Origin of the sequence: Mycobacterium sp. 1164985.4, assembly GCF_001668575.1 — a bacterium.
Lineage (GTDB): Bacteria > Actinomycetota > Actinomycetes > Mycobacteriales > Mycobacteriaceae > Mycobacterium.
Genome location: NZ_LZMD01000074.1, coordinates 61,790 through 85,035 on the forward strand (window position 1 = coordinate 61,790; position 23,246 = coordinate 85,035).

The window sequence follows — 23,246 nt, forward strand, 5'->3', positions numbered from 1 at the left end:
TTCATGACTTTGCGACGGCATTTGACCGCGGGGCTTTTCGCGGCCGCGCTGGCGGCAGCACCCGTCTCGCCCGTCGTCGCCGCGGCACAGCCCGGCAACTGTTGTTGCCCGCCGGGCCAGACCGGCGTCATCTACGGGTGCTCGTCGTTCTGCGTCGACGGCAAGGCTCTGGATACCAGCACGGGGCTGTGCGTTCCGGTTCCGCCGCCTTACCCGCATCCGCCGGTCACGCAGTGATCTGAGGCGCCCCCGCCGGGTGACGACGAAGGTTAGGCCGACGCGGTGGGGGCAATTCAAGATCTATGCCCGACGAACCGCTGCGCCGCGACCTGCTGCAAGAGCTCCTCCACGCGTACGGCCCGTGCGGCCAGGAGAACTCCGTGCGGGAGGTGTGCCGCCGCGAGCTGGAGCCGCACGCCGACGATATGTGGGTCGACGAGGCGGGGAACCTCGTCGGCCTGATCCACGGCCGTGACCGGCAGGCGCAGGCGATCCGCGTGATGGCGCACATGGACGAGCTGTCGATGCTCGTCAAGCGCATCAACGACGACGGAACCCTGCGCATGACGCCGCTGGGCACGATGTATCCGGGGAACTTCGGCCTCGGCCCCGTTGCACTGCTCGGCGACCAGCGCACCGTCTGCGGCGTGCTGACGCTCGGCTCCGAGCACACCACCAAGGAGAGCGCGCGCATCTGGGAGACCAAACCCGATCAGGGAGATCAGGCGCTGGACTGGCTGCACGTGTACGTCTTCACCGGCCACAGTCGGGAGGAGCTCGCCGAAGCCGGGATCAAACCGGGCACACGGGCGTGCGTGCACCGCAGCAAGCGCACCTTGATCGACGTCGGCTCCGACTACCTCGGGTGCTACTTCATGGATGACCGCGCCGCGGTCACAGCGCTGCTGGACGCGGCCGGCCGGCTCACTTCGGACGAGGGACGCCCCGCACGCGACACCTATCTCGTGTTCACCACCAGCGAGGAGGTCGGCGGTGTCGGCGGCACATTCGCCAGCCGCGCTCTGCCCGGTGACCTGACCCTGGCACTGGAGGTGGGTCCGACGGAGGAGGAGTACGGCACTACGTGCAGCGGCGGCCCGATCGTCGCGTACAGCGACGCCGAGACCATCTACGACAAGACCGTCGCCGACGCGCTGATCTGCGCCGCCACCGACCTCGGGCTGTCGCCTCAGCCCGCGGTGCTCGGCGCGTTCGAATCCGATGCCTCACACGCGAAAGCCAGCGGGCTCACGGCTCGTGCCGGCCTGCTGTGCCTGCCCACGCTCAGCACGCACGGCTACGAAGTCATTGCGCGACACGCGATTCCGGACATGGCCGCGACGCTCGCCGAATTCCTGCGGCGCGGTGTGTGATTCGCGGTCAGCCGTCGAGTTCGCCGGCGATTCCCCGCTCGATCGCCGCGCGGGCGCGCTCGGGTAACACGAGCAGCCCGTCGAGTTCGCGCCGGGCGAGGTCATAGCCGCGTTCGCGTTCCTGCGGGGTGGCCGCGGTGTCAGTCGCGATGCGCAACATGCTCTGGGCGCGAGCGATGCGCTGCTGATCCTGTGCCGAGAAGTCGCTGCGCCGACGACGGACCGCCTCGCTCTCGGCGGCCTCGAACGCGGTGACGTAGTCGGTGACGGCGTCGACGTACTCGCGCGCCGCGCCGGCATCGTCGACGAGATCCTCCGCCTTGGCCGGGCGCAACAGGTCCGCGCGCAGTTTGGTCCGGTGAAATCGCTCGGTCAACGGGTCGCGCATGTCGGTCATCAGCGGGTAGTCGAGCAGCTTCGCGACGTCGAGTTCGTATTCGAGCCAGCGGGTGTCGACCCGGTCGTGCGCCTTCACCGCCCGCGCGATCGCCTGCCACTGCACGCCGGGACCCGCGACGCGCCGCGGCGGATCGGTGGCGATCTCTTCGCGACGGCCGTCCTGGCGTGCGCGGGCCGCCGCCACGGCCCGCCATCCGCCGTAGAGCACGCCGACGAGCGGAACAAGCACGATCAGCAGCTCGAGCAGGCGGATGATCAAGCCCATGCAGCCAGGATGCCACCGGGGCGGAATCGAGCGGTTCAGCCCTGCTCGGCACCTGGACCGTAGGCCCGCGCGATGTCGGGCGAGTCGAGCCAGCCCGAGTAGGTCGGCCGCTGCGGCCAACCCTCCGGCGAGTCCTGCCACTCCTCCTGGCGGCCCCACGGAAGCACGTCGATGAGCGCGAACGTGTGGCTGAGTTGTTCGGTGCCGCGGCCGTTGGTGTGCCAGGTCCGGTAAACCGTGTCACCGTCACGCAGGAACACGTTCACCCCGAATCCTTCACCGGGCGCGGCGTCGACATCGGCGCCGAACGAGCTCTCCGAGGACGAGTACCAGTCCATCCGGTTGCCGACCTTGGCGCGGTACGCCAGCGCCTCCTCGATCGGGCCGTTGGTGACGATGACGAAGCGGGCGTCGTAGTTGTCGAGGAACTCGAGGCGGGTGAACTGTGAGGTGAAGCCGGTGCAGCCGCCGCACTGCCATTCCGCGCCGTCGGACCACATGTGGTTGTAGACGATCAGCTGCGAGCGGCCTTCGAAGATGTCGGCCAGGCGAACCGGGCCCTTCTTGCCGATCAATGTGTAATCGGGCATCCGGACCATGGGCAGCCGCCTGCGCTGGGCGGCGATGGCGTCCAGTTCTCGCGTCGCCGCCTTCTCGCGGCGGCGCAGGTCATCGAGCGCGGCGCGCCACGTCGCATGGTCGACGACGGGGGGTAAGGCGGCTGGTTGAGTCGTGACGGACATCGGGCGTTCCTCCTGCGGTGGTGGGGCAGTCGCAGGTTATGACCGACTCAGCGGCCGAAAGTCATCGCTATTTGCTCTTCTTGCCGCCGCTGGAGTTCTTGCCGCCCTTCTTCGAGGCATCGGGCGTATTGGCGATCGCCGCTGCTCGGGACTTGCTCATGCCCTTCTTGCGCAGACCCTCGTATTGCTTGTCGTTCTTGACGCTGGAACCGTGATCCTTCGCCATGGTGGCCCTCCTTGATGGTGGTCCGCACCGAATACCCGCGAGCGTGCGTGTCTGCACACGACACACCGCGAAATCTCGACAGTTTGTGCACGCTCACGCCCCGGCGAGCGTGCACATATCACCGCAGGACGTGCGGATACTGCTCGGCCGGGTGGACACCGAACATGTCCCGGTACGACGGTGGCTGCCGGTCGCCGTCGTCCTTGATGCCGTACTTGACCGCCAACTCCGCACCGATCAGCGTCTGGCCGCTGACCTACATCAGGGCGGGATCCCGATACAGCGCCCAGATGACGTGGCCCGTCAGCTCCGGGGTTTCGGCGGTGTCGACAATGTGCCCGAACTTCTCGGGGTTGCCCGCGATGATCCCGCGGACCCGCTCAGTCAACAGCGAACCCATCCAGATCGACACCGCGGCGATGCCGAATTCCCGAAAGTCGAAGGCCATGTCGGCGGCCATCTTGTCGGTGCCGGCCTTCGGGACTCCATAGGCCGGCCCGAATGCGTAATGCACGGCGCCCGACGATGACGTGAACGCGACCAGGCCGCTGCGCTGGGGAAGCATCAGCGGCGCGGCATAGACGGTTGCGACATAGCTGCTGCGCAGCCCGACGTCGAGTGTGTCGATGACGTTGAGCGGCTCTTCCCAGAACTTCGTGCGGCCCATCATCTCGTCGCGGACCAGCGCGGCGTTGTTGACCAATACGTCGATACGGCCCTGTTCGCGCGCGACCCGATCGAAGAAGGCCTTGACCTGGTCGTCGTCGCCGTGGTCCACGCGGACGGCGATGCCTTTGCCTCCCGCATCCGTGACCGCTTGTGCCGTCTCATCGATCGTGCCCGACAATCCCGAACCCTCTGTGTCGGCACCGTTCTCGGTGCGCCCCGTGACGTACACCGTGCAGCCGTGGCTGCCGAGCGCACGCGCGATGCCCGCGCCCGCACCGCGACTGGCCCCTGTCACCACCGCGACGGTCTCGGTCACCTGATCACTCTCCTCGAACGTCCGACTTCCTACGACGCTGTACTGTACGCTCGTATAGCGTGCTTGGTCGAGTCGACCTGTGAAGAGCGCGGCAGTCGGATGCGTTCTGACGAACCGCATGTCGGCGTCACCCGCAGCCGAAGCCACCGCAGGTGCGAGAATATTCGTCAGCCAATCTGAGAGGTGACGATGGCAGCATCGCCCCGCCGCGTCGGCGCCGAGACGTCGAAGACACGCGACATCCTGCTGGACTCCGTCGAGAAGATGATGCTCGAGGAGGGGTACGCCAGCGTGAGTTATCGCGCGCTGGCGGCCAAGGCGGGAGTCACCGCGAGCCTGGTGCAGTACTACTTCCCCTCGCTCGACGACATCTTTCTCGCGGCGATCCGACGCTACTCCGAGCGCAACCTCGCGGTGTTGAGCGAGGCGCTCGAGACCCGGTCCGAGGATCCCCTGCACGCGCTGTGGGAGTACAGCTGGGACGAGGCGACCGGCGCCCTCATCACCGAATTCATGGCGCTGGGCAACCATCGCAAGTCGATCGCATCCGAGATCGCCGAGGTCACCAACCGGGTCCGCAAGATCCAGGTCGACGCACTGGCGCAGCGGTACGGCGCTCGCACCCGTCTCGACGGTGATCTGTCGCTGGGCGCCGCCGTGCTGTTGATCACCGGGATCCCGAAGTTCCTCAACCTCGAGGAGGGGGTCGGCGTCGACGCGTCACACACCGAGGTCGTCAAGGCGGTCGAAAAGTACCTCGACGCAATCGAACCCCGGCCCGCGCAACGTAGGCCCAAGAAAAGGTCGACCACCCGTCGCTGAGCTTGCTACACGACTGTATGACTTGTACGTTCGTACAGCAAGTGGTGCGACAGCAAGGGGACAAGCGTGAACCGCGTGGCAGTGGTCACCGGCGGCGGCTCGGGGCTGGGCCGCTCGATTGCCGAACATCTTGCCCGCGACGGACATTCCGTCGCCATCGTGGACGTCGACCTCGACTCCGCATCCCAGGTGGCCGACGAGATGCAGGCGTCGGGTGCACGCGCCGTGGGAATCCAGGCCGACGTGTCCGATCGGGCCGCCGTACAACAGGCGTTTGATGCGGCACGTACGTCGTTGGGGCCGACCGGGATTCTGGTAACCAGCGCGGCGCTGGCCGGTTTCACCAAGTTCGACGAAATCACCCTCGACGAATGGAACCGCTACCTGGCGGTCAACCTCACGGGCACCTTCCTGTGTATGCAGGCCGCCTTGGCCGACATGGTCGCTTCGCAGTGGGGGCGGATCGTCACGATCTCGTCGGCTGCCGGTCAGACCGGTGCCGTCCGTCAGGGCCATTATTCGGCGACCAAGGGCGGGGTCATCGCGATGACCAAGACCGTCGCAGCGGAGTACGCCTCGCGGGGCATCACCGCAAACACCATTCCGCCATTCGTGATCGACACCCCGATGCTGCGCGAACACCAGCGGGCCAAGAAGCTGCCCCCGGCCGAGGTGCTGGTGCGGGCCATCCCCGCCGGCCGCCTCGGCACCGGGGACGACGTGGCGGCGACGTGTGCGTTCTTGTGTTCGGAGGCAGCGGGTTACGTGACCGGGCAGGTGATCGGCGTCAACGGGGGCGCGGTGCTGTGACGCGTTAACCGGCGGGCGGCACGGGTCGCACCTTGTTGTGCACCAACTCGATCAGCTGACCCTCGAGATCGCGGGCCATGCAGGCGAATCCGCCGCCGGGGTCGGCGACGATCGTGCCGCCCGCGGAGGTGAGCGCCGCCTGTGCCGCGGCAATGTCGTCGACGGCGATCGACAGGTGCGTCAGGCCTGCACCGACCATGCCGCGTTCAGGCTCATCGGGTGCCGGGTGCCCCGAGAACGTCAGCAGCTGCAGGACGAAGCCGTCCTCCTGCTGTAGGTAGGCGGCTTCGAACCCGATCGGCGACGTGAGCGGAAGCAGCCCAGCAGCCATTTCGTCGGGGATCGTCAGGCGTTTCACCTCGGCGAAGCCGAGCGCCTCGTAGAACCGCTTGGACGCGTCGAGGTCGCGTACGCGCAGACCGACATGGCTGACTCCCATGTCACACCCCCGCCGGGCCGGGGCCGCCGTGCATGTACAGCGTCTGGCCCGAACAGAAGCTGGACGCGTCGGAGGCGAAGAACAACACGCCGTGACCGATCTCGTCGGGTTCGCCGACGCGGCCGGCTCCGTTGGTCTGCCCGATCATGTCGATGTCGAAGCCCTGTCGCTGCGCGTCGGATTCGAGCCCCGGCGTACGGATTGCCCCGCAGGCGATGGCGTTGACCCGCACGCCCTTACGGGTCCAGGCGGCCGCCATCGATCCGGTCAGATTGTTCAGCCCGGCCTTGGCCGCGGCGTAGGCCACCGCCTGGGGCATGGCCAACAGGCTGGCGCCCGACGAGATGTTGACGATCGAACCCCTGCCCTGCTTGATCATCGGCTCGACCGCGGCACGAGACAAGTACCACGCACTGGACAGGTTGAGGTCGAGGACGTGCTGCCATTCGTCGTCGCTCCACTTCATGATCGACTTCGTCTCACCGCCGCCGGCGTTGTTGACCAGAACGTCGAGCCGCCCGAACTCGGTCAGCGTCGTGGCGACCAGCTCGCGGCACGCATCGGCCTGGGTCACGTCGGTCGGCACCGCGAGCGCGCGGCGGCCGAGCGCCTCGATCTCGGTGACGGCGGATTTCAGCGGTTCCGTTCGCCTACCGGCGAGCACGATGTCGGCGCCGCGCTCGGCCAGCGTCAGCGCCGAACCGCGGCCGATTCCGGTCCCTCCGCCGGTGATGACGGCGACCCGTCCCTCCATCGAGAATCTGTCGTTCACGGTCATGTCCTTTCTTGGTGGGTCTGTGGCTTTGCGCGTCAACGCAGTTCGTCGATGACGGTGAGGTAGCGATCGAGGTAGGCCAACGTGGTCGAGGGATCGTCGCCGTCACGACGGCCGCCGCCCAGCACCACCCTGTTGATTCCGAGATCCCGGTAGCGAAGCAGCCTTTCGGGTTTCGGATCTCCCCACGCCATGACGGTGATATCGAGCGCGGCGGGGTCGCGTCCGACGTCCTCCGCCGTAGAGCGATAGTCGGCAAGCGCCGCAGGCAGATCACGGAATGCGGCGTCGCCTGGCAGCCACCCGTCGGCCCAGCCGAGGCACTCACGCGTCGCCTTGGGCCCGGTGGTAGCCGCCAGCAGCGGCGGATGCGGTTGCTGGTGTGGTTTGGGGTAGCTCCAGACCGGCGCGAAATCGTAGAATTCGCCGTGGTGTTCGGCTTCATCGTCGGTCCACAGCGTCTCGAGTGCGGCCATCATGTCCGCCAGTGCGCGGTAGCGGTCCCGCCATGCGATCGAACTGCCCACCTCGAGTTCGGCGCGCATTCCAACCCCGACACCGAGCACCAGACGCCCCTGGCTTATCTGGTCAAGCGTCGCGACTTCCTTTGCGAAGGTGAAGATTTCGCGTTCGAGCGGTAGCACTACCGAGGTGCCGACCCGCAGCGTCTCGGTCGCCTGCGCGGCCGCCAGCAGTGACAGGAACGGATCCCACATCTGCTTCTGCGATGCGAGCAAACCGCCGGGCACCCGCTCTTTGGCGGCGACGGGTATCTGTGGGTGCTCACCGACCCAGAGCGATTCGAATCCCCTGGCTTCGAGTTCGGCGCCGAGGACGTCGGGTTGGAGGTCGCGTGGCGTGTTCAGCGAGACGAACCCGAGATCCACCGCCACGCTCCTTTACGTCGCCACCGGTTGTGCCATACGATCGTACAATGCCATACGTTCGTACAACAACGTCTTCCGAGGATTTCTACTACGATCCGTACGACGTGGCGATCGACGTCGACCCGTATCCCGTCTACCGCCGCCTGCGGGACGAATCCCCGGTTTACTACAACGAGAAGTTCGGATTCTGGGGCCTGAGCCGGTTCGCCGACGTCGAGACCGCGCTGCGCGATGTGGAGAACCTCAGTTCGGCCAAGGGCGACATCCTCGAGGTGGTCAAGGCCGAACCAGTCATGCCGCTGGGGGTTTTCATCAACGAGGACCCGCCGCTGCACGCGGTGCACCGCTTGTTGGTGTCGCGCGCGTTCACACCGCGGAAGATGGCGGCCATCGAGGACCAGGTGCGCGCTTTCTGCGCGGCGTGCCTGGATCCGTTGCGCAACGGAGATCGCTTCGACTTCACCACCGATCTCGGCTCGGAGATGCCGATGCGCGTCATCGGAATGCTGGTCGGCATGCCGGACTCGCTGCAGCGGTCGGTCCGCAGTGTCGCCGGTCGCAGGCTGCGCAACAAGCCGGGTGAGCCGTTGCCGGTCAGCAAGAACAACTACTTCAACGGCAACATGTTTCGCGAGTACGTCGCCTGGCGCGAGCAGAACCCGTCGGACGATCTGGTGACCGAACTGCTCAACGTCGAATTCACCGACGTCGATGGCACCGTGCGGCGGCTGAGCACCGAGGAACTCCTGGTCTTCCTCGGCGTTATCGCCAACGCCGGGACCGAGACCGTGGGGCGGTTGTTCGGCTGGCTTGGCAAGCTGCTGGGCGAACACCCGGACCAGCGGCGTGAGTTGAGCCGCGATCCGAGCCTGATCGCCGGCGCCGTCGAGGAGGTGCTGCGGTTCGAGCCACCGGTACACCACATCGCTCGATATGTCGCCAACGACGTGGTGTACCACGGCCAGACGATCCCGGCGGGCAGCGCTCTGCTGCTGATGAGCGGATCGGCGAACCGCGACGACCGCAAGTTCGACGACCCGGACACCTTCGACATCCACCGCGCCGCCAACAACCACCTGTCGTTCGGGCGGGGCACGCATTTCTGCCTCGGCGCTTCGCTGGCCCGCGTCGAGGGCCGGGTGGCCCTCGAAGAGATCCTCAAGCGCTGGCCGGACTGGACGGTCGACGCGGACAACGCCGTGCGGGCGCCCACGGCGACGGTGCGCGGCTGGGACTCAATGCCCGCGGTTCTCGGCTGAGGCGTCGGCCCCACCGATTGTGCATTCAGTGACACGACACGCCGGGAAGGCGTCGCTGGATGCACAAACGGGCCCCGCGATCAGCGTCGGGAGCGGCCCGCCGGCACATTGAGCCGGTTGTCCGGAGTGTCCAGTTCTGTGAATTGCATTGGCCACGGGTCTCTTCCGTGCTGGACGACCCAGCACGCCCCAGTCGCGTCCAGCGGCGCAGTCGCCGCGGTGACGACAGCATCGGCGCTGGCTTCCGGATCCATCACCGGCACGCCGATTCCCTCCACCAGCGCGCGACGGTCGCCGAGCGCACCGGTCTCGGTGATACCCGGGCAGATCGTGTGCACCGCGATGCGCTCGGCGGCCAGGCTGGGAGCGACAGAGCGCATCAAGCCGACGACGGCGTGCTTGCCGAGCGAGTAGACCGGGTCGGGATGCCACGGCATGAGCCCAGCGAGCGACGCCGTCGCCAGGATTGCGCGGTCACCGTCAGGAAGGGAGCGCATCGTGCGCACGGCCGTCGCGGTGCTGTACACCACGCCGTCGAGGTTCACGCTCAACGATTTCCGGTAGTCGGCGAGGTCGAGTGAGCCGATGTCGCCCGACCACCGCACGGTGATCCCGGCATTCAGCAATGCGAGATCGAGCCCGCCGAGGTCCTCGACGCACCGGGTGAACGTCGCCGCCACCTGATCGGGGTCCGCGACGTCGCACGCCACCGCCAGCCCCCCGACCTCGTCCGCCACCGCCGTGGCGGCGTCTGCGTCGATGTCGACGACGCACACGCGCATGCCTTCAGCCGAAAGTCGTTGCGCAGCAGCGCGACCAATACCCGAGCCTCCGCCGGTTACCAGCGCGAACCGTCCGGCCAGCTGCATCAGGGCCTCACCACCGGTCGACGGGTTCGCTGTCCATCTGCAGCGGCCGCGCATAGGACAGGTCGGTCCGGTCCCACTTGCCCTTGATGAAGCCCTTCACCGCGCCGGACGCCAGCACCGACGAGTCGCCCTGCATCATCCACTCGATCGTGCAGCGCCGCAGCGCGATCTTCCACTCGCCGTCACGGCGTTCGAGACGGTCGAGGTAGCGCCCGCCCATCAGCGCGACCACCTTGCCGCCCTTGGCCCGCATCGACCCCATCACGTAGCTCTCGGCGTGGGCCACGTCGCCGTCGATCTCGCACGTGTGGGTGGTGATGTTGTGCAAGTGGTCCTCGAACACCGCGCTGTGAGCGTTGTTGGCGTACTCGGCGTACTCGGCGCCGACCTTCACCACGGGGCCGTGTTCGTCGACGCCGTCGGAGAAGTAGACACTCGACATCAGTTCGGCGTCGTGACGGTCGTGGCCGCGGGCCTGATTCATCACACAGTCCAGGATCGCGATCCGGTCCTCGACGTACTGCAGCCGGCTGCGCAGCTGGTCGAGATCGTCGGCGGTGGTCATGGCGGGCCCCTTCCGTGGCGTATCATACGGGCGTACAGCACGTTATACGATCGTATAGCATTCCCTCAACGCGCCGGTCCTTCCCGCTAAGGTCGACGGGCAGGAGCAGGACCGCCGAACGGAGGAGCATGCCGCAGCCCACCAACGATGTCTGGGAGACGCTGGCGACCGCGCGGGCCATCCGCCGGTTCACCGACGAACCCGTCGACGAGGCGACGCTGAAGCGCTGCCTGGAGGCCGCGACCTGGGCTCCCAACGGCGCCAACGCCCAACTGTGGCGGTTCGTCATTCTGGACTCGCCCGAACAGCGGGCCGTGGTGGCGAAGGCGGCGGAGGCCGCGCTGCGGTCCATCGAGTCGATCTACGGCATGAGCCGGCCCGCCGACGACGACACCAGCCGCGCCGCCCGCAACAACCGCGCCACCTACGAACTGCACGACCGCGCCGGCGGGCTCACCTCGGTCCTGTTCACCGCGTACCGCAACGAGTTCGCCTCGGAGTTCCTGCAGGGCGGCTCGATCTTCCCGGCGATGCAGAACTTCTACCTGGCCGCCCGCGCACAGGGGCTCGGAGCGTGCTTCACGAGCTGGGCCTCCTACGACGGGGAGAAGCTGATCCGCGAGGCCGTCGGCGTGCCCGACGATTGGGCGCTGGCCGGCCACGTCGTTGTGGGATGGCCGCGCGGTCGGCACGGCCCAGTGCGCCGGCGCCCGATCTCCGACGTCGTCTTCCGCAACCACTGGGACGCCGACCGCAGCGACATCATCTACGGTGCGGGCGCCCGCAAGCGCTGAGCCTCGGACTCGTCAAACTGCGACCGACAGCCGGGCGGCGGGATGCAACCACGCAGCGACGTTGCGGACGTAGTCCTTGAACGCATCGAGTCGCGACGGGTCTTCCTTGATCTGCGAGCCGGGCCGTTCGGTCACGAATGACGGTGCACCGCAGGAGATGTCCCAGTTCTAGTCGGCGAAGTGATGGAACGTCGACTCGGCGACCGCACGGCCCATCGGCCTTCCGTCCGGCGCACGTTCACCGTCGACCAGAACCGCGAGGTTGAACACCCGGCCCGTCGACGCGCTCCGACCCCGGGCCAGCACGGTGGCGTTCGGCACGCCGTCGGCCGAAACCAAGCCCTCGTGCGGATGCGCGGGGAACCATTCGATCCGTCCGCTGGCGGTCTGGTCGGTGCGCATCAGTTCGTGAGCGGGTTCGGATGTCAACACCGGCTGGTAGTCCCCGTTGGCTCCGGAATGATAGTTCGGCCACGAGATGTCGGGCGTGTCCCGGTCGTCGCACATGATCTCCGGATCGACTGTCGCGTCGTGAAATTCGTTGACCAGGCCGAGCGAGCCGAGCCGGTTGAGACAGCAGCCGAGATCCTGGTGATCACGGGCGGTGAGCACGCCCCCGCCGTCGTAGCGGAACCGCATGATCGCCTCGGCGTCGGCGGGGGTCAACCCGTTGCCGACGTCGACGGCCATCAACCACAGCTGGTCGTAGCCAAGCTGGTCGAGGTGGCTCAGCACGGGGTCGTCGCCGTCGACACGGTTGCGGGCGACGACTTCGTGCCCGGCGGCGCGGAGTTCGTCAGCCAGCAGCGAGAACCGGGAGATGTCCCAGTCGTCGAGATGGGCGCAGATCGTCGTCTGCAAAAGAATCCTGGACACCGAGAACTCACCCCTGCACGCGCAGGTGTTTGCGCGCTTCGAGTTCGGTCTCATCGACGAGCACGAGCATCGGCTGGTCCGGTACGCACAACATGGTCACGGTGAAGCGGCAGCGCGTGTCGTCGCGGTTGTTGCCGTCCGAGTAGTGGATGACGTCACCGCCGGGCTCCCAGAACGCCTCGCCCGCCCGGATCACCCGGGGCGGCTGGCCTTCGAGCTCGAAGAGCATCTCGCCTTCGAGCATGAAACCGAAGGCGGGGCCGCCGGGATGGCGGTGAGGCGGCGCGCCGGGGCTTCCCGGCGGGTAGTCGATGACGACGGTCATCGCGTGCGCACCGGCGGGGATGGTGGGCGGCTGCACCTCCTGTACAACCGTCAGTGCGTCCTCCCACGAGGTGTCCTGCATGTTGGTCATTGTCGTTCTCCTTTCGGGAGTTTCGGGCTTCAGACGGCGGCGCCGCCGCCATCGGCGTGCAGCACCGAACCGGTGACGAAGCTCGCGCGCGGCGAAGCGAGAAACAGCACCGCCTCGGCGATCTCTCGCGGCCGTGCCGTTCGCCCGAGCGGAAGCGAACGGCCGAGCTCCTCGTTGACCTCGCCCCATTCGGCCTCCACGCCTTCGGTTTTCGTCGGTCCGGGCGCGACGCTGTTGACGCGCACACCGCCCGGACCGAATTCGGCGGCCCACGTCCGAGTCAGCGATTCGACGGCGGCCTTGGACGCGCTGTAGACGCCCGCACCCGGCACACCCTTCGAGGCGACCATCGTCGTCACATTGACGATCGCGCCATGGCCGCGCTGCAACATTCCGGGCACCAGACCGGCCGCCAGGAAGTACAGGCCGCGGACGTTCGTGTCGAAGGTCTTCCCGAACGCGTCGACCTGCTGGTCGACGGTCAGCGCCGACGGGAAGTTCGCGGCGTTGTTCACCAGGATGTCGATGTCGCCGGCCTGCTCGATCAGCGACGCCACCGAGTCCATGTCCGACAGGTCGGCCTGGACGAAGCGCACGTTGCCGTCGATGCCCGATGCGGCGCGCTTGCCCCGTTCGGCGTCCCTACCGGTGATGATCACCGCGGCACCCTCGCGCGCGAACAGCCGTGCGCAGGCGAGCCCGATCCCGGCGGTGCCGCCGGTGATCAACGCGTTCTTGTATGCCAATTCCATTTCGTTCCTCAAGCGATGCAGGGTTCGGGGGTTGTGGTGCCGCCGTGCGCGAGGTGGGCGAGCGCGATGCGCATGCGCTGCCTGGCCCGCGAAACCCTCGACATCACGGTGCCCATCGGGATGGCGAGGATCTCGGCTGTCTCGGCGTAGGTGTAGCCCTCGACATCGGCGTAGAACAGCACCTCGCGGAAGCCCTCGGGCATTGCGGCCATTGCGGACTTGACGTCACCGTCGGGTAGCGCGTCGAGCACCTCCGCCTCGGCCGAACGGGCGCCCCCTCCGCGGGCCGCGGCGCCGCCCAGGTCACCGTCGGTCAGGCAGTCGGCCGAAACCTCGGTCACGCGGCGCTGTTTGGCGCGGTGGATGCTGACCCATCGGTGGTAGAGGATGCGGAACAGCCACGCCTTGAGGTTGCTGCCCTCCTGGAAGGACGAGAACCCGGCATAGGCGTGCAGCAGGGTGTCCTGAAGCAGGTCCTCGGCGTCGGCGTGGCTGCGGGCCAGCCGGCGTGCGCCGCGCGCCAGCACCTCGAAGAGCGGCTCGGCATCGCGGGCGAACCGCGCGGCGAGTTCCGCGTCCTGGGTGGTCCTGGTGGGGAGGGACGTGATGGTCATGATCCGATCTCCTCGAGTCGCTGGTGTCACACCCCACGCTCGTCGCTAGCGGAGTAAAGCGGACCCTTGAAAACCCGTAGTCCGTGGTTCGTGGTCGGCAGCGGATCACCACGGTCAGTCGCCGACGAAGCCGACGGTCTCTTCGAGCGGGGCTCGCCCCGTCCGGATGTAGACCTCGTCAGGGTCCTGGTAGCCGATCGACATTCCGCAGAACAACATGAGGTCGTCGGGCGCCCGCACGACGTCTCCAACGGTCTCGCGCACCTGTGACCAGGACATCTGCGGGCAGCTGTGCAATCCCTCCGCGCGCAGGAGCAGCATCACGGTCTGCAGATACATGCCCAGATCCGCCCACTGCGGCCGACCGAGGTCCCGGTCGACGTAGCAGAACAGCGCTGCAGGAGCACCGAAGCAGTCCCAGTTCGCGATCGCGGCGCGCTGCCGGGCTTCCCAGTCCTCGCGCTCGATTCCGAGCGCGCTGTACCGCTCTCTACCGAAGGCCGAGCGGCGCTCGCTGTATGGCGATTTCAGATCGGCCGGGTACAGCTGGTACTCGCGTTCGTCCCAGGGGTCGCCTGCGGCCACGCGCTCCGTCGCGAGCTTCTTGAGCCGCTCGAGGGGTTCGCCGGTCACGACGTAGATGCGCCACGGCTGCAGGTTGGATCCCGATGGCGACCACCGGGCCGCGTCGAGCACACGCTCGAGCACCTCCATGGGGACCGGCTCGCCGGTGAATCGGCGCACGGCTCGTCTGCTTTTGACCGCGTCGTAGACGTTCATGGTGACCTGCTTTTCGGTTCGATGCCTTGACGGCTACCTCAAGCCTGCCGACAGTCGCGGCTAATCGAACCCTGGAAAGCGCGTGGTCCGAATCGATTAGGGATTCTGTGTGGTCTGCTAGCTCGCCCACGACATGTTGCGGAGCTGTCGGCGCGAGGTGATGCCGAGCTTGACGAACACCTTGCGCAGATGCCATTCGACGGTGTGCGTGCTGATGAACAGCTGCGCGCCGATCTCCTGATTCGTCAGACCGTCGGCGGCCAGCCGGGCGATCTGCGCTTCCTGCGCCGTCAGGTCGCCGCCGCCCGAACTCGCCGTCTGCTTGCGCACCTTCTCCCCCGTGGCGACGAGTTCGCGGCGTGCGCGTTCGGCGAATGCCTGCGCGCCGATTCGCGTGAAAGTCTCATGGGCGTCGGTGAGTTCACGGCGGGCGTCGATCCGTCGGTTCGCCCGGCGCAGCCATTCGCCGTACAGCAGCCGGGCCCTGGCGTGATGCACCACGATTCCGGCGCGGTCCAAGCGCTCGATGGCCTCGACGAAGAAGCCGTCGGCGGTGTCGTCGTCGGCGAGCAGGGCCTGTGCGTTGGCCAGCGCCCCGAGACCCCAGTCGGTACCGCTGGCACCTGCCCGCTGCTCGAGCCGTTCAAGGGCGCGTCGGGCCGCATCGTCGTCGCCGGTCCGCGTCGCGGCCTCGACGAGTTCGAACAGGCACCAGCCATGGATTCCGAAGTCGTCGTAATCACATGCGTCGCGGGCGGCGGCCAGCGCCTCCTCGTAGCGACCGAGACCGTTGTACAGCAGCGCGGTTGCGTAGCCGGTAAGCCCGAGCAGACGGCCTTCGCCCCTGGCGATCCCGCCGGACGCCGCGCTCTCGAGCAGCGGGCCCGCCTGCGAGACGTCACCCCGCCACGCCGCGAGCAACACCCAGTGGTATCGCACCGGCGAATTGTGGTCGGTGGCCGCGGTAATCGAGGCGGCTTCTTCGAGAAGCTCTGCCGCCGACGCGAATTCGCCTGCGAGCGTGTGTACCCCGGCTCGGTAGATGAGTGCTCGGGGCAGCCCGGCGAGCGCGCCGGAGGTGCGGGCGTAACGCACCGCCGCAGTCGACAGTTCGAGCAGGAGCCGGTGGTCCCACAGTTCGTGGGCGCACGACTCCTGCAGTATCGGGAACCCGGGCACCTTCAGCCAGCGGCCGACCGCGCCGTCGTCGGAATTCGCCTGCTCGCACATCGCTTCCAAACCCGCACGTAGCGTGGCCCCGCCCCGGCCGACCCCGCCGGTGATCCGCTCCGCCACCCCCTTGAGCAGATGGTCGATCGCCCGGGGAAGCTCCGAGACCTCCTGCAGCGCGGTCCGCGCGTCCTCCGCGGCGCGCACGAGCGCATCCGGTTCGCCGAGGCGGCCCGCGTACATCAGCGCAGCGATCGCCTCGAGGTAGCCCTCCCGCGACGAATATCCGTCGACGCTGTGGAGGCGGCGCGCGGCGTCGAGAAGCGGGGGCGCGGTGTCCGCCAGTCGCGGCGCGCCGGTTTCGCCGGCCCGGCTGCGCACGAAGTCCATCTGCGCCCGCAGCCGCGCGATCAGCGCCTGCTGCAACTCGGACAGCGGGCCGAGTTCGGCGATCGCGAGCAGCTCATGCGCGGCTTCCGGCGCGGCGGCGTCCCGTTTGGCGTACGCCGCCGTCAGCGCCCTCGCCCCGCGCAGCGACGGGTCGGCCGTCAACGCGGTCGCGCGCTCCAAAAACGTTGCTGCCGCCGCCATTCCGCCTCTGCTCTGGGCACGCGCCGCGGAATCCTCCAGCTCGGTGGCGATCGCCTCGTCCGGTCCCGCCGCGGCGTTGGCCGCATGCCAGGCGCGACGGTCGGGGTCGGTCGCCGGATCGGTCGTGTCGGCGAGCGCGCGATGGACCGCCCGGCGATCCGCCAAGTCGGCGGCGCGGTAGGCCGCGGAGCGAATCAGCGGGTGGTGGAAGCGCATCCGCGGGCCGAACTCGATCAGGCCGTCGGCTTCGGCGGGCGCCAGGTCGTCGACGGGGATGCCCAATTGCGCTGCGGCGCGCAGGAACAGCGCGGCGTCGCCGATGGGTTCGGCGGAGGCGATCAGCAGCAGCTGCCGGGTCGCGCGAGGCAGCGCCTGGATGCGCCGGATGAAGCCCTGTTCGACCGCGGCCGTCGACGAGCGCTTACCGGATATCCAAAAGCCGCCGGACAGCTCGGTCGCCGATACGCTGCGCGGCACCTCGAGGATCGCGAGCGGAACGCCGCGGGTCTCGGCGATGATGCGGTCGCGCACCCGTGGGTCGATCCCACCGAACATGACCGACTCCAACAGTTCTCGCGCATCGGTGTCCGACAGTCCCTCGACCGGTAGTTCGGGCAGACCGGACAGCAGCTCGGGCTGGTCGCGCACCGCGAACACGAGCCCGACCGGCTCGGCGAGCAGTCGTCGCGCGATGAAGCCGAGCGTCTGCACCGAAACCTGGTCCAGCCACTGTGCGTCGTCGACGATGCACAGGACCGGTTGTTCGTCGGCCGCGGCGGCCAGCACGCTGAGCACCGCGAGGCCGACCAGGAAGCGATCGGGTGTCTCCCCGACTCCGCGCCCGAATGCGACGTTGAGCGCCTCGCGTTGCGGTTCGGGGATCGCGTCGAGATGCGTCATCAGCGGAGCACACAGTTGCTGCAGTCCGGCGAAAGCGAGCTCCATATCCGATTCGACCCCGGCGACATGCACGATCTGGAATCCGGACGCGGCTTCGCAGACGTAGTCGAGCAGGGCCGTCTTCCCGACACCCGCCTCCCCACGCAGTACCAGCACCTGACAGCTGCCGGATCGGACGGTCGAGACCAGGTTCGTCAGCGTCTTGCATTCCTGGGTACGGCCACGCAGGACTTGCGTTGCACCCTGGCCAGACATAGACACCACCGCGTTCTGGGTGGACCCGCGACGGTCGCCGGTTACCCGATCTGATCTTGGATCGTACGAGGCGTGCGCCGACGGGTCCACACCGCGATTTGTGCACGTTCAGGAGCGTTCAGCGCTCCCCTGCGTGCACAAATCGCCCTGGGCAGCGGGTCAGGCGGTCGCGGCGGTCGCCAGGATCCAGTCCTCGAACCGCGTGCCGAACAGCGTTGCGCCCGCGCCGGGCACCAGCGTGCGCTCCTCGAGGTCGATGCCCCAGTACTTCGCCGCGGGATCGGCGACGACCTGGCGGGTGTCGCCGCGGGCGGTCAGCGCGGTCCGGATCAGGTCGGGCAGCAGAACCTCCACGGGTCCCCCGATCTCGACGATGCGGTTCGCCGGCTCGTTCGCCGCGGCGATGGCGAGGCCCTCGGCGACGTCGGCGGCGGCCATGGGCTGGAAGTACACCGGTGGCATCCGCACCGTGTCGCCGTCGGTGGCCGAGTCGGCGAGCGTCGGGAGAAACTCGAAGAACTGCGTCGCGTGCACAATCGTGAACGGGATCGGCCCGTCGCTGATCAGTTGTTCCTGGTCGAGCTTGGCCTGGAAGTAGCCGCTCTGCGGGGCCATCTGGTCGGTGCCCACCACCGACAGCGCGACATGGTGGCCGACACCGGCGTCCTTCTCCGCGTCGAGCAGATTGGTCGTGGCGGTGCGGAAGAACTCCTGCGCGGAATCGTCGAGTTGCGGCGAGTTCGACACGTCGACCACTACAGCCGCGCCCTCCAGCGCAGCCCGCAGGCCCTCGCCGGTGAAGGTGTTCACGCCCGTCGACGGCGCCGCCGCGATTGTGTCGTGGCCCTGTCGATCCAGGATCTGCACCAGTTTCGAGCCGATGAGTCCGGTTCCGCCGATGACGACGATCTTCATGATGAGCCTTCCGTTTGTCCGACAGCTTCCTGTCCGTCCAAACGGCTGGCGGCTCACGAACTCATCCCGCCAGCGGTGAAGAAGCTCAAAACGCGTAACGCACCCGGCAGCTCGGCAGCTTCGCGGCGATCAGATCAGTCAGCTCGTTGACCCAGCGACCCTTCCACGGGCTCTTGTAGCGCACGTTCCACTGCCCGCTCTGGCTGCGCTTGACCTGTTGCAGGTCGGGACGCCACAGCAGGTCCTCGCCTTTGGGATGCCAGCCGAGATTCACGTCGTGCAGACCCTCGTTGTGGGTGAGGAAGATGATCTCGGCGGCCAGCTGTTGCTTGGTGCGATCGGACGTGCCGTCGGCGATCTGCGCGAGCAGCTCCGTCCAGTCGGCGAGCCAATTCTCATGCACGACAACCGGGCTGAAGTTCAGGTGCACCTCGTAGCCGGCTTCGACGAAGTCGTCGATCGCGGCGATCCGGTCGACGATCTTCGACGTACGCACGTCGAGCACCCGCGACGTCTCCGCCGGCATCAGGCTGAACCGCACGCGGGTGCCGCCGCGCGGGTCGTAGTCGAGCAGGTCGCGGTTGACCAGCTTGGTCGCGAAGCTCGCCTTGGCGTTGGGGATTCGCGCGAACAGGTCGACCAGGTCGCGGACATTGTCGGAGACCATGGCGTCGACCGAGCAGTCGCTGTTCTCGCCGATGTCGTAGACCCAGTCGACGAGATCGCATTGGTTCGGTTGTGGTTTCACGCCTTGCCGGGCGGCGTGGCGTTCTAGGTATCCGGTGATCTTCTCGATGTTGGCGAACACCGTGATCGGGTTGGCGTAACCCTTACGACGCGGAACGTAGCAGTACGAGCACGCCATCGCGCATCCGTTCGCGGTCGACGGTGCGATCCAGTCGCTGGAGCGCTCGTTGCGTCGTGCGCTCAGGCTCTTCTTCTCGCCGAGCACCAGCACTTCCCGCTTGTTGCGGACCCAGTCCTCGACGTTGCCCTCGTTTCCGTACAGGCCCGGTATCGCCTGATGCGACAGCACCTGGATGCGCTCGGCATCCGGGAAGCGCTCGAACACCTGGCGTGCGCGCGGAAACCGTTCGATGTCGGGCTCATGGTAAATCCGCTTGACGTCGAGAAGGCGGTCCGCGAGGGCCGCGGGTGTGCGCCGGGTCACGGCGTCGTGATCGGCCATCGTCATGTCCCGTTCAACGTGCGACGGTCCGACTCCGATGCAGTTGATCTTGTTGACGGCCAATGAGGTTCGTCACGCTCGCGCAGATACTGCGCGATATCGCGTGCGATGGGCGTGGCCTGCTGCCGAAAAGACCGCAGCGGGCCGATCAGGGGCTCGTCGTAACCGGCGAACCACAGACCCGGCGCAGCGGCAGGCAACCCGTTGACCTTCGGAAAACCCTCGTCGTCCAGCACGTCGTGGTGTCCCACTAGTGGCTCGAGTCCTCGCCGGTAGCCGGTCGCGGCGATCACCGCATCCGGCGTCACCGAATTGCCGTCGGCCAGCACCACCTTGTCACCGGCGAACGACTCGACGGCGGCGACGATCTCGATGCGCCCGGCCTTGACGTGGGGCACCAACTCGTCACCGATCGTCGGGATCTGCTCGTCGGTCAGCAGCGCCGAATAGATGCCCCGCTGCGGCGCCGGCAGGCCCTCGCGGCGGAGGTCGCCGAACCACAGCTTGCGCATCAGTGCCGCCGCCTGATCCAGCACGGGCACCGGCAGGCGTTCGAACGCGGCGCTGAACGTGTCGACCGGAATCCCTGCGGCCGACCGCGGCACGAGATGCGGCGGTGTACGCACCGCCATCCGCACCCGCCGTGCGGCACCGTCGCTGAGCTGCAATGCGATGTCGGCCGCCGAGTTCCCCGCGCCCGCCACCAGCACGTCGCGGCCGGTGAACGGTTCGGCGTTGCGATAGTGCTCGGAATGCAGCACCTCGCCGGTGAATGTCTCGATTCCGGGCCACTCCGGCAGCGTCGGCGTGTGGTAGTTGCCGGTGGCGATGACGACGGCCGCCGCGCTGAGCGACCCGTCGTCGGCGACCAGCCGCCATGCGCCGCGTTCACGGTCGACCCGATTTACGTTGACGCCGAACGCCACGCGAATCTTCTGCCGACGCACGTAGTCGTCGAAATAGTCGACCATGTGGTCGCGGGTGGGCCAACGACCGTACTGCAGCGGAATCCGCTGCCCGGGCAGATGCGACCACCACCCGCAGGTGTTGAGCCGGAAGCCGTCGTAGCGGTTGCGCCACGACGACGCCGGGGCGTCGGCGCGGTCGATTACGAGCGCCGCGACATCGCATTCGTGACGGAGTTGCCGCGCGATCCCGAGGCCACTGGGACCCGCGCCGACGATGACGACGGGTTCGTCGTGCGCCATCTACGGCAGGTGTCTGGTGGTCAGCAGTCCCTCGGTGAGGTCGCGCTGGAACTGTTCGAGCAGCGACCGGCGCCGCAGCGGCGGGCTGTCGGCGTGTGCTTGCTGGGCCACGCCCCCGATGACGTCGGCGAGCGCCTCAACCGAGTTCCACCGGGGGCGCCAGTCGAGTTCGGCCTCGGCGCGCCCGCAGTCGAGCAGCGGAACGCTGAACGCCATGTCGAGCCAGCCGCGGTCGATCGGTTGCAGCCGCGCGCGCCAGCTGAGGTCGACAAGCGCGCCGAGCACCCCCGACGGCACGTGAACCGGTTTGGCCTTCAGCACCTCGGCGACCTGATCGCGGCCCATCGGCGGCTCGGCTGCCAGGTTGAACGGTCCGCTCGCGCCGCGCTCGACCGCTCTGGCCAGCGCGTCGGCGGCATCGTCGGCGTGGATCAGCGGGATACACAGGCGCCGGTCGAGCGGTAGCAGCGGCAACAGCGGTACCGCGAGCATCGGCACGTATCCGGGCAACGCGTAGCGCATCAGACCGCTCGCCGCGGCACGCTGCACGATGAAGCCGGGACGCATCCGCGCGATCGGGACGCCCGCATCCCCGTGTTCGAGTTCGTAATCGTCAAGCAGCGCCTCGGCGCTCGACTTGTCGCGGCTGTACGGCGAGGTGCGGATTCCGCCCGTGGGCCACGACTCGTCGACGTATTGGCCATACCGGCCGGGCGCGTAGGCGCCGACCGACGACTGGTGCACCAGGCGCCCGACCCGCGCGTCGTGCGCGGCCTCCAGAACGGCCGTCGTGCCGCCCACGCCGATGCGGTTGAGGTACTCGGTGTTTCGCGTCGGTTGGAAACCCCACGCGAGGTGGACGACGGCGTCCGCACCGTCGAAGATGCCCCGGAGTTGGGTGGCCGCGTCGGGATCGGCGAGGTCGAGCCCGTGCCAGCGGACGCTTTTGTAGACGCCGGTGGGCTCCGGCGGCCGTCGCACGACGCCGACGATCTCGTGTGCGGTGTCGCTTTCGGTCAGCCGCCGCAGCAGTGCGGTGCCGACGTTGCCCGAAGCTCCAGTGATGACGATGCGCATGGAACAAGACTTCCCGCATCGCGACCGATCAACACGGGTCAGACGGCAGCGGCGGTCTCACCCTCGAGTTGGCGGGCCCGGACGCCGTTGAGGAACCGGCCCACCTCGACCGCGAGTCGGCGCGCATGCGACGAATCGACGAGATCGAATGCGTGGCCGGCACGCCGAACCTCGCTGTACTCCACCGTATTTCGCGACACGGCGCGCAGCTCCTCAGCGAACACGCGAGCCTCGCCAACCGGGATGATGGTGTCCTGCTCGCCGTGGATGAGGAAGAACGGGGGCGCATCCGCGTGGATGCGGGCCAACGGCGAAGCCGCCTCGAAAATCTCCGGATGCCGAGACTGCTTGCGCCCGACCACGACTCGCTCCAAGAAGCTCTGGAAATTCTTGCGGGTGGGGGTGGACCGATCCTGCCAGTCGTAGCGTCCGTAGATTCCGACGACCGCGTCGACGGTGGTGTCGGCGTCCTCGGTGAGTTCACCGCGGAACGCAGGGTCGCCCGGCGTGAGGCCTGCGAGGGATGCCAGGTGACCGCCCGCGGAGCAGCCCGCGACCGCGACGAAGTTCCGGTCACCGCCGTACTTGTCGACGTTGGCGCGCGCCCAGGCGATCGCCGCGTTCACGTCGGCGATGTGGCGGGGCCAGCGGTTCACCGGGGAGACCCGGTAGTCCATCGTCAGGCACACCCAGCCCTGCTTGACCAGGTGGTGCAGCATCGTGTGGCCCTGCATCACCCGTGACCCCTGCACCCAGGCGCCGCCGGGGACGAAGAGCAGTACGGGCGCGTCGGGCGGCAGGTCGGGGCGGCGCCACACGTCGAGCAGCTGCGAGGGGTGGTCGCCGTAGCGCACCGAGCTGCGGTACAGGCAACGCTGACGCTGGGCGCGGAAGCGGAGATACGGGGGCACCCGGCTGCCGCGAGAAGACGCGACGTCCGCGTCGGGCATATCGGCGGGCGCGGCCTCGGCCGGGTCGGCGCCGAGGCGGCGGCTGACCATCCCCCGCAGCGCTGCGGGCGCGTAGTGATGGCCGTACATCGCCATCGCGGTCAGGCCGGCGAACGGTTCCAGGTGCTTGCCGACGACCGGGAGCGACGAATAAAACCGCGTCGACGCCATGACCAGGTCGAACGGGTGCAGTGACGGATGAAGAGCCATGATCAGCCGGCCAACGCCAGGTCGGGGTCGCCGGCTCCGCTGCAGGTCACGCAGACGGCCTCTTCGAGACTGAAGTGCCCGCACATGGGGCAGATGAACTCGAGCATGCGTTACGCCTTTCGAGACTTGTGTC

24 protein-coding genes and 2 pseudogenes are annotated in these 23,246 nt (G+C 67.9%); 6 read left to right on the top strand and 20 right to left on the bottom strand.

Going from position 1 to position 23,246, the window contains the following annotated elements:
• Window positions 1–3: 3 nt before the first annotated feature.
• Window positions 4–237 (top strand): hypothetical protein, encoded by a 234-nt coding sequence (locus tag A5650_RS15190; protein WP_067292931.1) that lies wholly within the window; start codon window positions 4–6, stop codon window positions 235–237.
• 65 nt (window positions 238–302) lie between these two features.
• Entirely contained in the window at window positions 303–1,373 is a 1,071-nt protein-coding gene (locus A5650_RS15195; RefSeq protein WP_067292935.1) for a M42 family metallopeptidase, read from the top strand.
• A gap of 7 nt (window positions 1,374–1,380) precedes the next feature.
• Here the strand turns inward: A5650_RS15195 and A5650_RS15200 are convergent, their stop codons facing one another.
• The 4 genes and pseudogenes from A5650_RS15200 to A5650_RS15210 all read right to left on the bottom strand — a co-directional run bounded on the left by A5650_RS15200 (window position 1,381) and on the right by A5650_RS15210 (window position 3,991).
• Complete coding sequence (locus A5650_RS15200) at window positions 1,381–2,037, bottom strand: hypothetical protein (protein WP_067292938.1); 657 nt, start codon at window positions 2,035–2,037, stop codon at window positions 1,381–1,383.
• 35 nt (window positions 2,038–2,072) lie between these two features.
• Window positions 2,073–2,780, bottom strand: coding sequence for a DUF899 domain-containing protein (locus A5650_RS15205; protein WP_067292941.1), 708 nt, complete (start codon window positions 2,778–2,780; stop codon window positions 2,073–2,075).
• Window positions 2,781–2,847: 67 nt separating this feature from the next.
• Window positions 2,848–3,006 (bottom strand): DUF7218 family protein, encoded by a 159-nt coding sequence (locus A5650_RS27145; RefSeq protein ID WP_197501889.1) that lies wholly within the window; start codon window positions 3,004–3,006, stop codon window positions 2,848–2,850.
• A 118-nt stretch (window positions 3,007–3,124) separates the two neighbouring features.
• Window positions 3,125–3,991, bottom strand: a pseudogene (locus tag A5650_RS15210) (SDR family NAD(P)-dependent oxidoreductase).
• Between the two features lie 189 nt (window positions 3,992–4,180).
• Here A5650_RS15210 and A5650_RS15215 point away from each other — a divergent pair.
• Together A5650_RS15215 and A5650_RS15220 are read left to right on the top strand one after the other, a co-directional pair.
• Window positions 4,181–4,813: a TetR/AcrR family transcriptional regulator gene (locus tag A5650_RS15215; RefSeq protein WP_067293217.1), complete on the top strand. Its 633-nt coding sequence runs from the start codon at window positions 4,181–4,183 to the stop codon at window positions 4,811–4,813.
• Window positions 4,814–4,879: 66 nt separating this feature from the next.
• Window positions 4,880–5,623 (top strand): SDR family NAD(P)-dependent oxidoreductase, encoded by a 744-nt coding sequence (locus A5650_RS15220; RefSeq protein ID WP_067292943.1) that lies wholly within the window; start codon window positions 4,880–4,882, stop codon window positions 5,621–5,623.
• A 4-nt stretch (window positions 5,624–5,627) separates the two neighbouring features.
• Here A5650_RS15220 and A5650_RS15225 read toward each other — a convergent pair whose 3' ends face one another.
• The 3 genes from A5650_RS15225 to A5650_RS15235 are packed head-to-tail and all read right to left on the bottom strand — an operon-like array spanning window position 5,628 to window position 7,724.
• Entirely contained in the window at window positions 5,628–6,062 is a 435-nt protein-coding gene (locus tag A5650_RS15225; protein WP_067292946.1) for a VOC family protein, read from the bottom strand.
• Between the two features lies 1 nt (window position 6,063).
• Window positions 6,064–6,834 carry an SDR family NAD(P)-dependent oxidoreductase gene (locus A5650_RS15230; protein ID WP_067293221.1) on the bottom strand — a complete coding sequence of 257 codons (771 nt, stop codon included), beginning with the start codon at window positions 6,832–6,834 and terminating at the stop codon, window positions 6,064–6,066.
• Between the two features lie 38 nt (window positions 6,835–6,872).
• A complete protein-coding gene (locus A5650_RS15235) occupies window positions 6,873–7,724 on the bottom strand; it encodes a TIGR03619 family F420-dependent LLM class oxidoreductase (RefSeq protein WP_067293224.1) in 852 nt (283 codons plus the stop codon).
• A 47-nt stretch (window positions 7,725–7,771) separates the two neighbouring features.
• Here A5650_RS15235 and A5650_RS15240 point away from each other — a divergent pair, with 47 nt between their 5' ends.
• Window positions 7,772–8,983 (top strand): cytochrome P450, encoded by a 1,212-nt coding sequence (locus tag A5650_RS15240; RefSeq protein WP_067292949.1) that lies wholly within the window; start codon window positions 7,772–7,774, stop codon window positions 8,981–8,983.
• Window positions 8,984–9,063: 80 nt separating this feature from the next.
• On the opposite strand, the gene A5650_RS15245 is transcribed toward A5650_RS15240, so the two are convergent.
• Entirely contained in the window at window positions 9,064–9,852 is a 789-nt protein-coding gene (locus A5650_RS15245) for an SDR family oxidoreductase (RefSeq protein ID WP_067292954.1), read from the bottom strand.
• 7 nt (window positions 9,853–9,859) lie between these two features.
• Window positions 9,860–10,417, bottom strand: a complete 558-nt coding sequence (locus A5650_RS15250) for a nuclear transport factor 2 family protein (RefSeq protein ID WP_067292957.1) — start codon at window positions 10,415–10,417, stop codon at window positions 9,860–9,862.
• A gap of 128 nt (window positions 10,418–10,545) precedes the next feature.
• Between A5650_RS15250 and A5650_RS15255 the strand changes: the two genes are divergently transcribed.
• Window positions 10,546–11,211, top strand: coding sequence for a nitroreductase family protein (locus A5650_RS15255; protein WP_067292960.1), 666 nt, complete (start codon window positions 10,546–10,548; stop codon window positions 11,209–11,211).
• A gap of 12 nt (window positions 11,212–11,223) precedes the next feature.
• Here A5650_RS15255 and A5650_RS15260 read toward each other — a convergent pair.
• The 11 genes and pseudogenes from A5650_RS15260 to A5650_RS15310 all read right to left on the bottom strand — a co-directional run bounded on the left by A5650_RS15260 (window position 11,224) and on the right by A5650_RS15310 (window position 23,113).
• A pseudogene (locus A5650_RS15260) lies at window positions 11,224–12,087 on the bottom strand (hypothetical protein).
• Window positions 12,088–12,094: 7 nt separating this feature from the next.
• Complete coding sequence (locus tag A5650_RS15265; protein WP_067292963.1) at window positions 12,095–12,502, bottom strand: cupin domain-containing protein; 408 nt, start codon at window positions 12,500–12,502, stop codon at window positions 12,095–12,097.
• Window positions 12,503–12,531: 29 nt separating this feature from the next.
• A complete protein-coding gene (locus tag A5650_RS15270; protein WP_067292965.1) occupies window positions 12,532–13,254 on the bottom strand; it encodes an SDR family NAD(P)-dependent oxidoreductase in 723 nt (240 codons plus the stop codon).
• An 8-nt stretch (window positions 13,255–13,262) separates the two neighbouring features.
• Window positions 13,263–13,868 (bottom strand): sigma-70 family RNA polymerase sigma factor, encoded by a 606-nt coding sequence (locus A5650_RS15275; RefSeq protein ID WP_067292968.1) that lies wholly within the window; start codon window positions 13,866–13,868, stop codon window positions 13,263–13,265.
• A 114-nt stretch (window positions 13,869–13,982) separates the two neighbouring features.
• Window positions 13,983–14,648 (bottom strand): nitroreductase, encoded by a 666-nt coding sequence (locus A5650_RS15280; RefSeq protein ID WP_067292971.1) that lies wholly within the window; start codon window positions 14,646–14,648, stop codon window positions 13,983–13,985.
• A 117-nt stretch (window positions 14,649–14,765) separates the two neighbouring features.
• On the bottom strand, window positions 14,766–17,564 hold the full coding sequence (locus A5650_RS15285; RefSeq protein WP_067292975.1) for a helix-turn-helix transcriptional regulator: 2,799 nt from the start codon (window positions 17,562–17,564) through the stop codon (window positions 14,766–14,768).
• 159 nt (window positions 17,565–17,723) lie between these two features.
• Complete coding sequence (locus tag A5650_RS15290) at window positions 17,724–18,479, bottom strand: SDR family oxidoreductase (protein ID WP_067292978.1); 756 nt, start codon at window positions 18,477–18,479, stop codon at window positions 17,724–17,726.
• 85 nt (window positions 18,480–18,564) lie between these two features.
• The gene (locus A5650_RS15295; RefSeq protein ID WP_067292981.1) at window positions 18,565–19,674 is read right to left on the bottom strand and encodes a spore photoproduct lyase family protein; all 1,110 of its coding nucleotides are present in this window, start codon (window positions 19,672–19,674) and stop codon (window positions 18,565–18,567) included.
• Window positions 19,671–20,876, bottom strand: coding sequence for a flavin-containing monooxygenase (locus tag A5650_RS15300; protein ID WP_082950774.1), 1,206 nt, complete (start codon window positions 20,874–20,876; stop codon window positions 19,671–19,673). Before A5650_RS15300 ends, A5650_RS15295 begins: the two co-directional genes overlap by 4 nt.
• Window positions 20,877–21,953, bottom strand: coding sequence for an NAD-dependent epimerase/dehydratase family protein (locus A5650_RS15305; RefSeq protein WP_067292984.1), 1,077 nt, complete (start codon window positions 21,951–21,953; stop codon window positions 20,877–20,879).
• Between the two features lie 38 nt (window positions 21,954–21,991).
• Entirely contained in the window at window positions 21,992–23,113 is a 1,122-nt protein-coding gene (locus tag A5650_RS15310; RefSeq protein ID WP_067292986.1) for an alpha/beta hydrolase, read from the bottom strand.
• Window positions 23,114–23,246 lie beyond the last annotated feature (133 nt).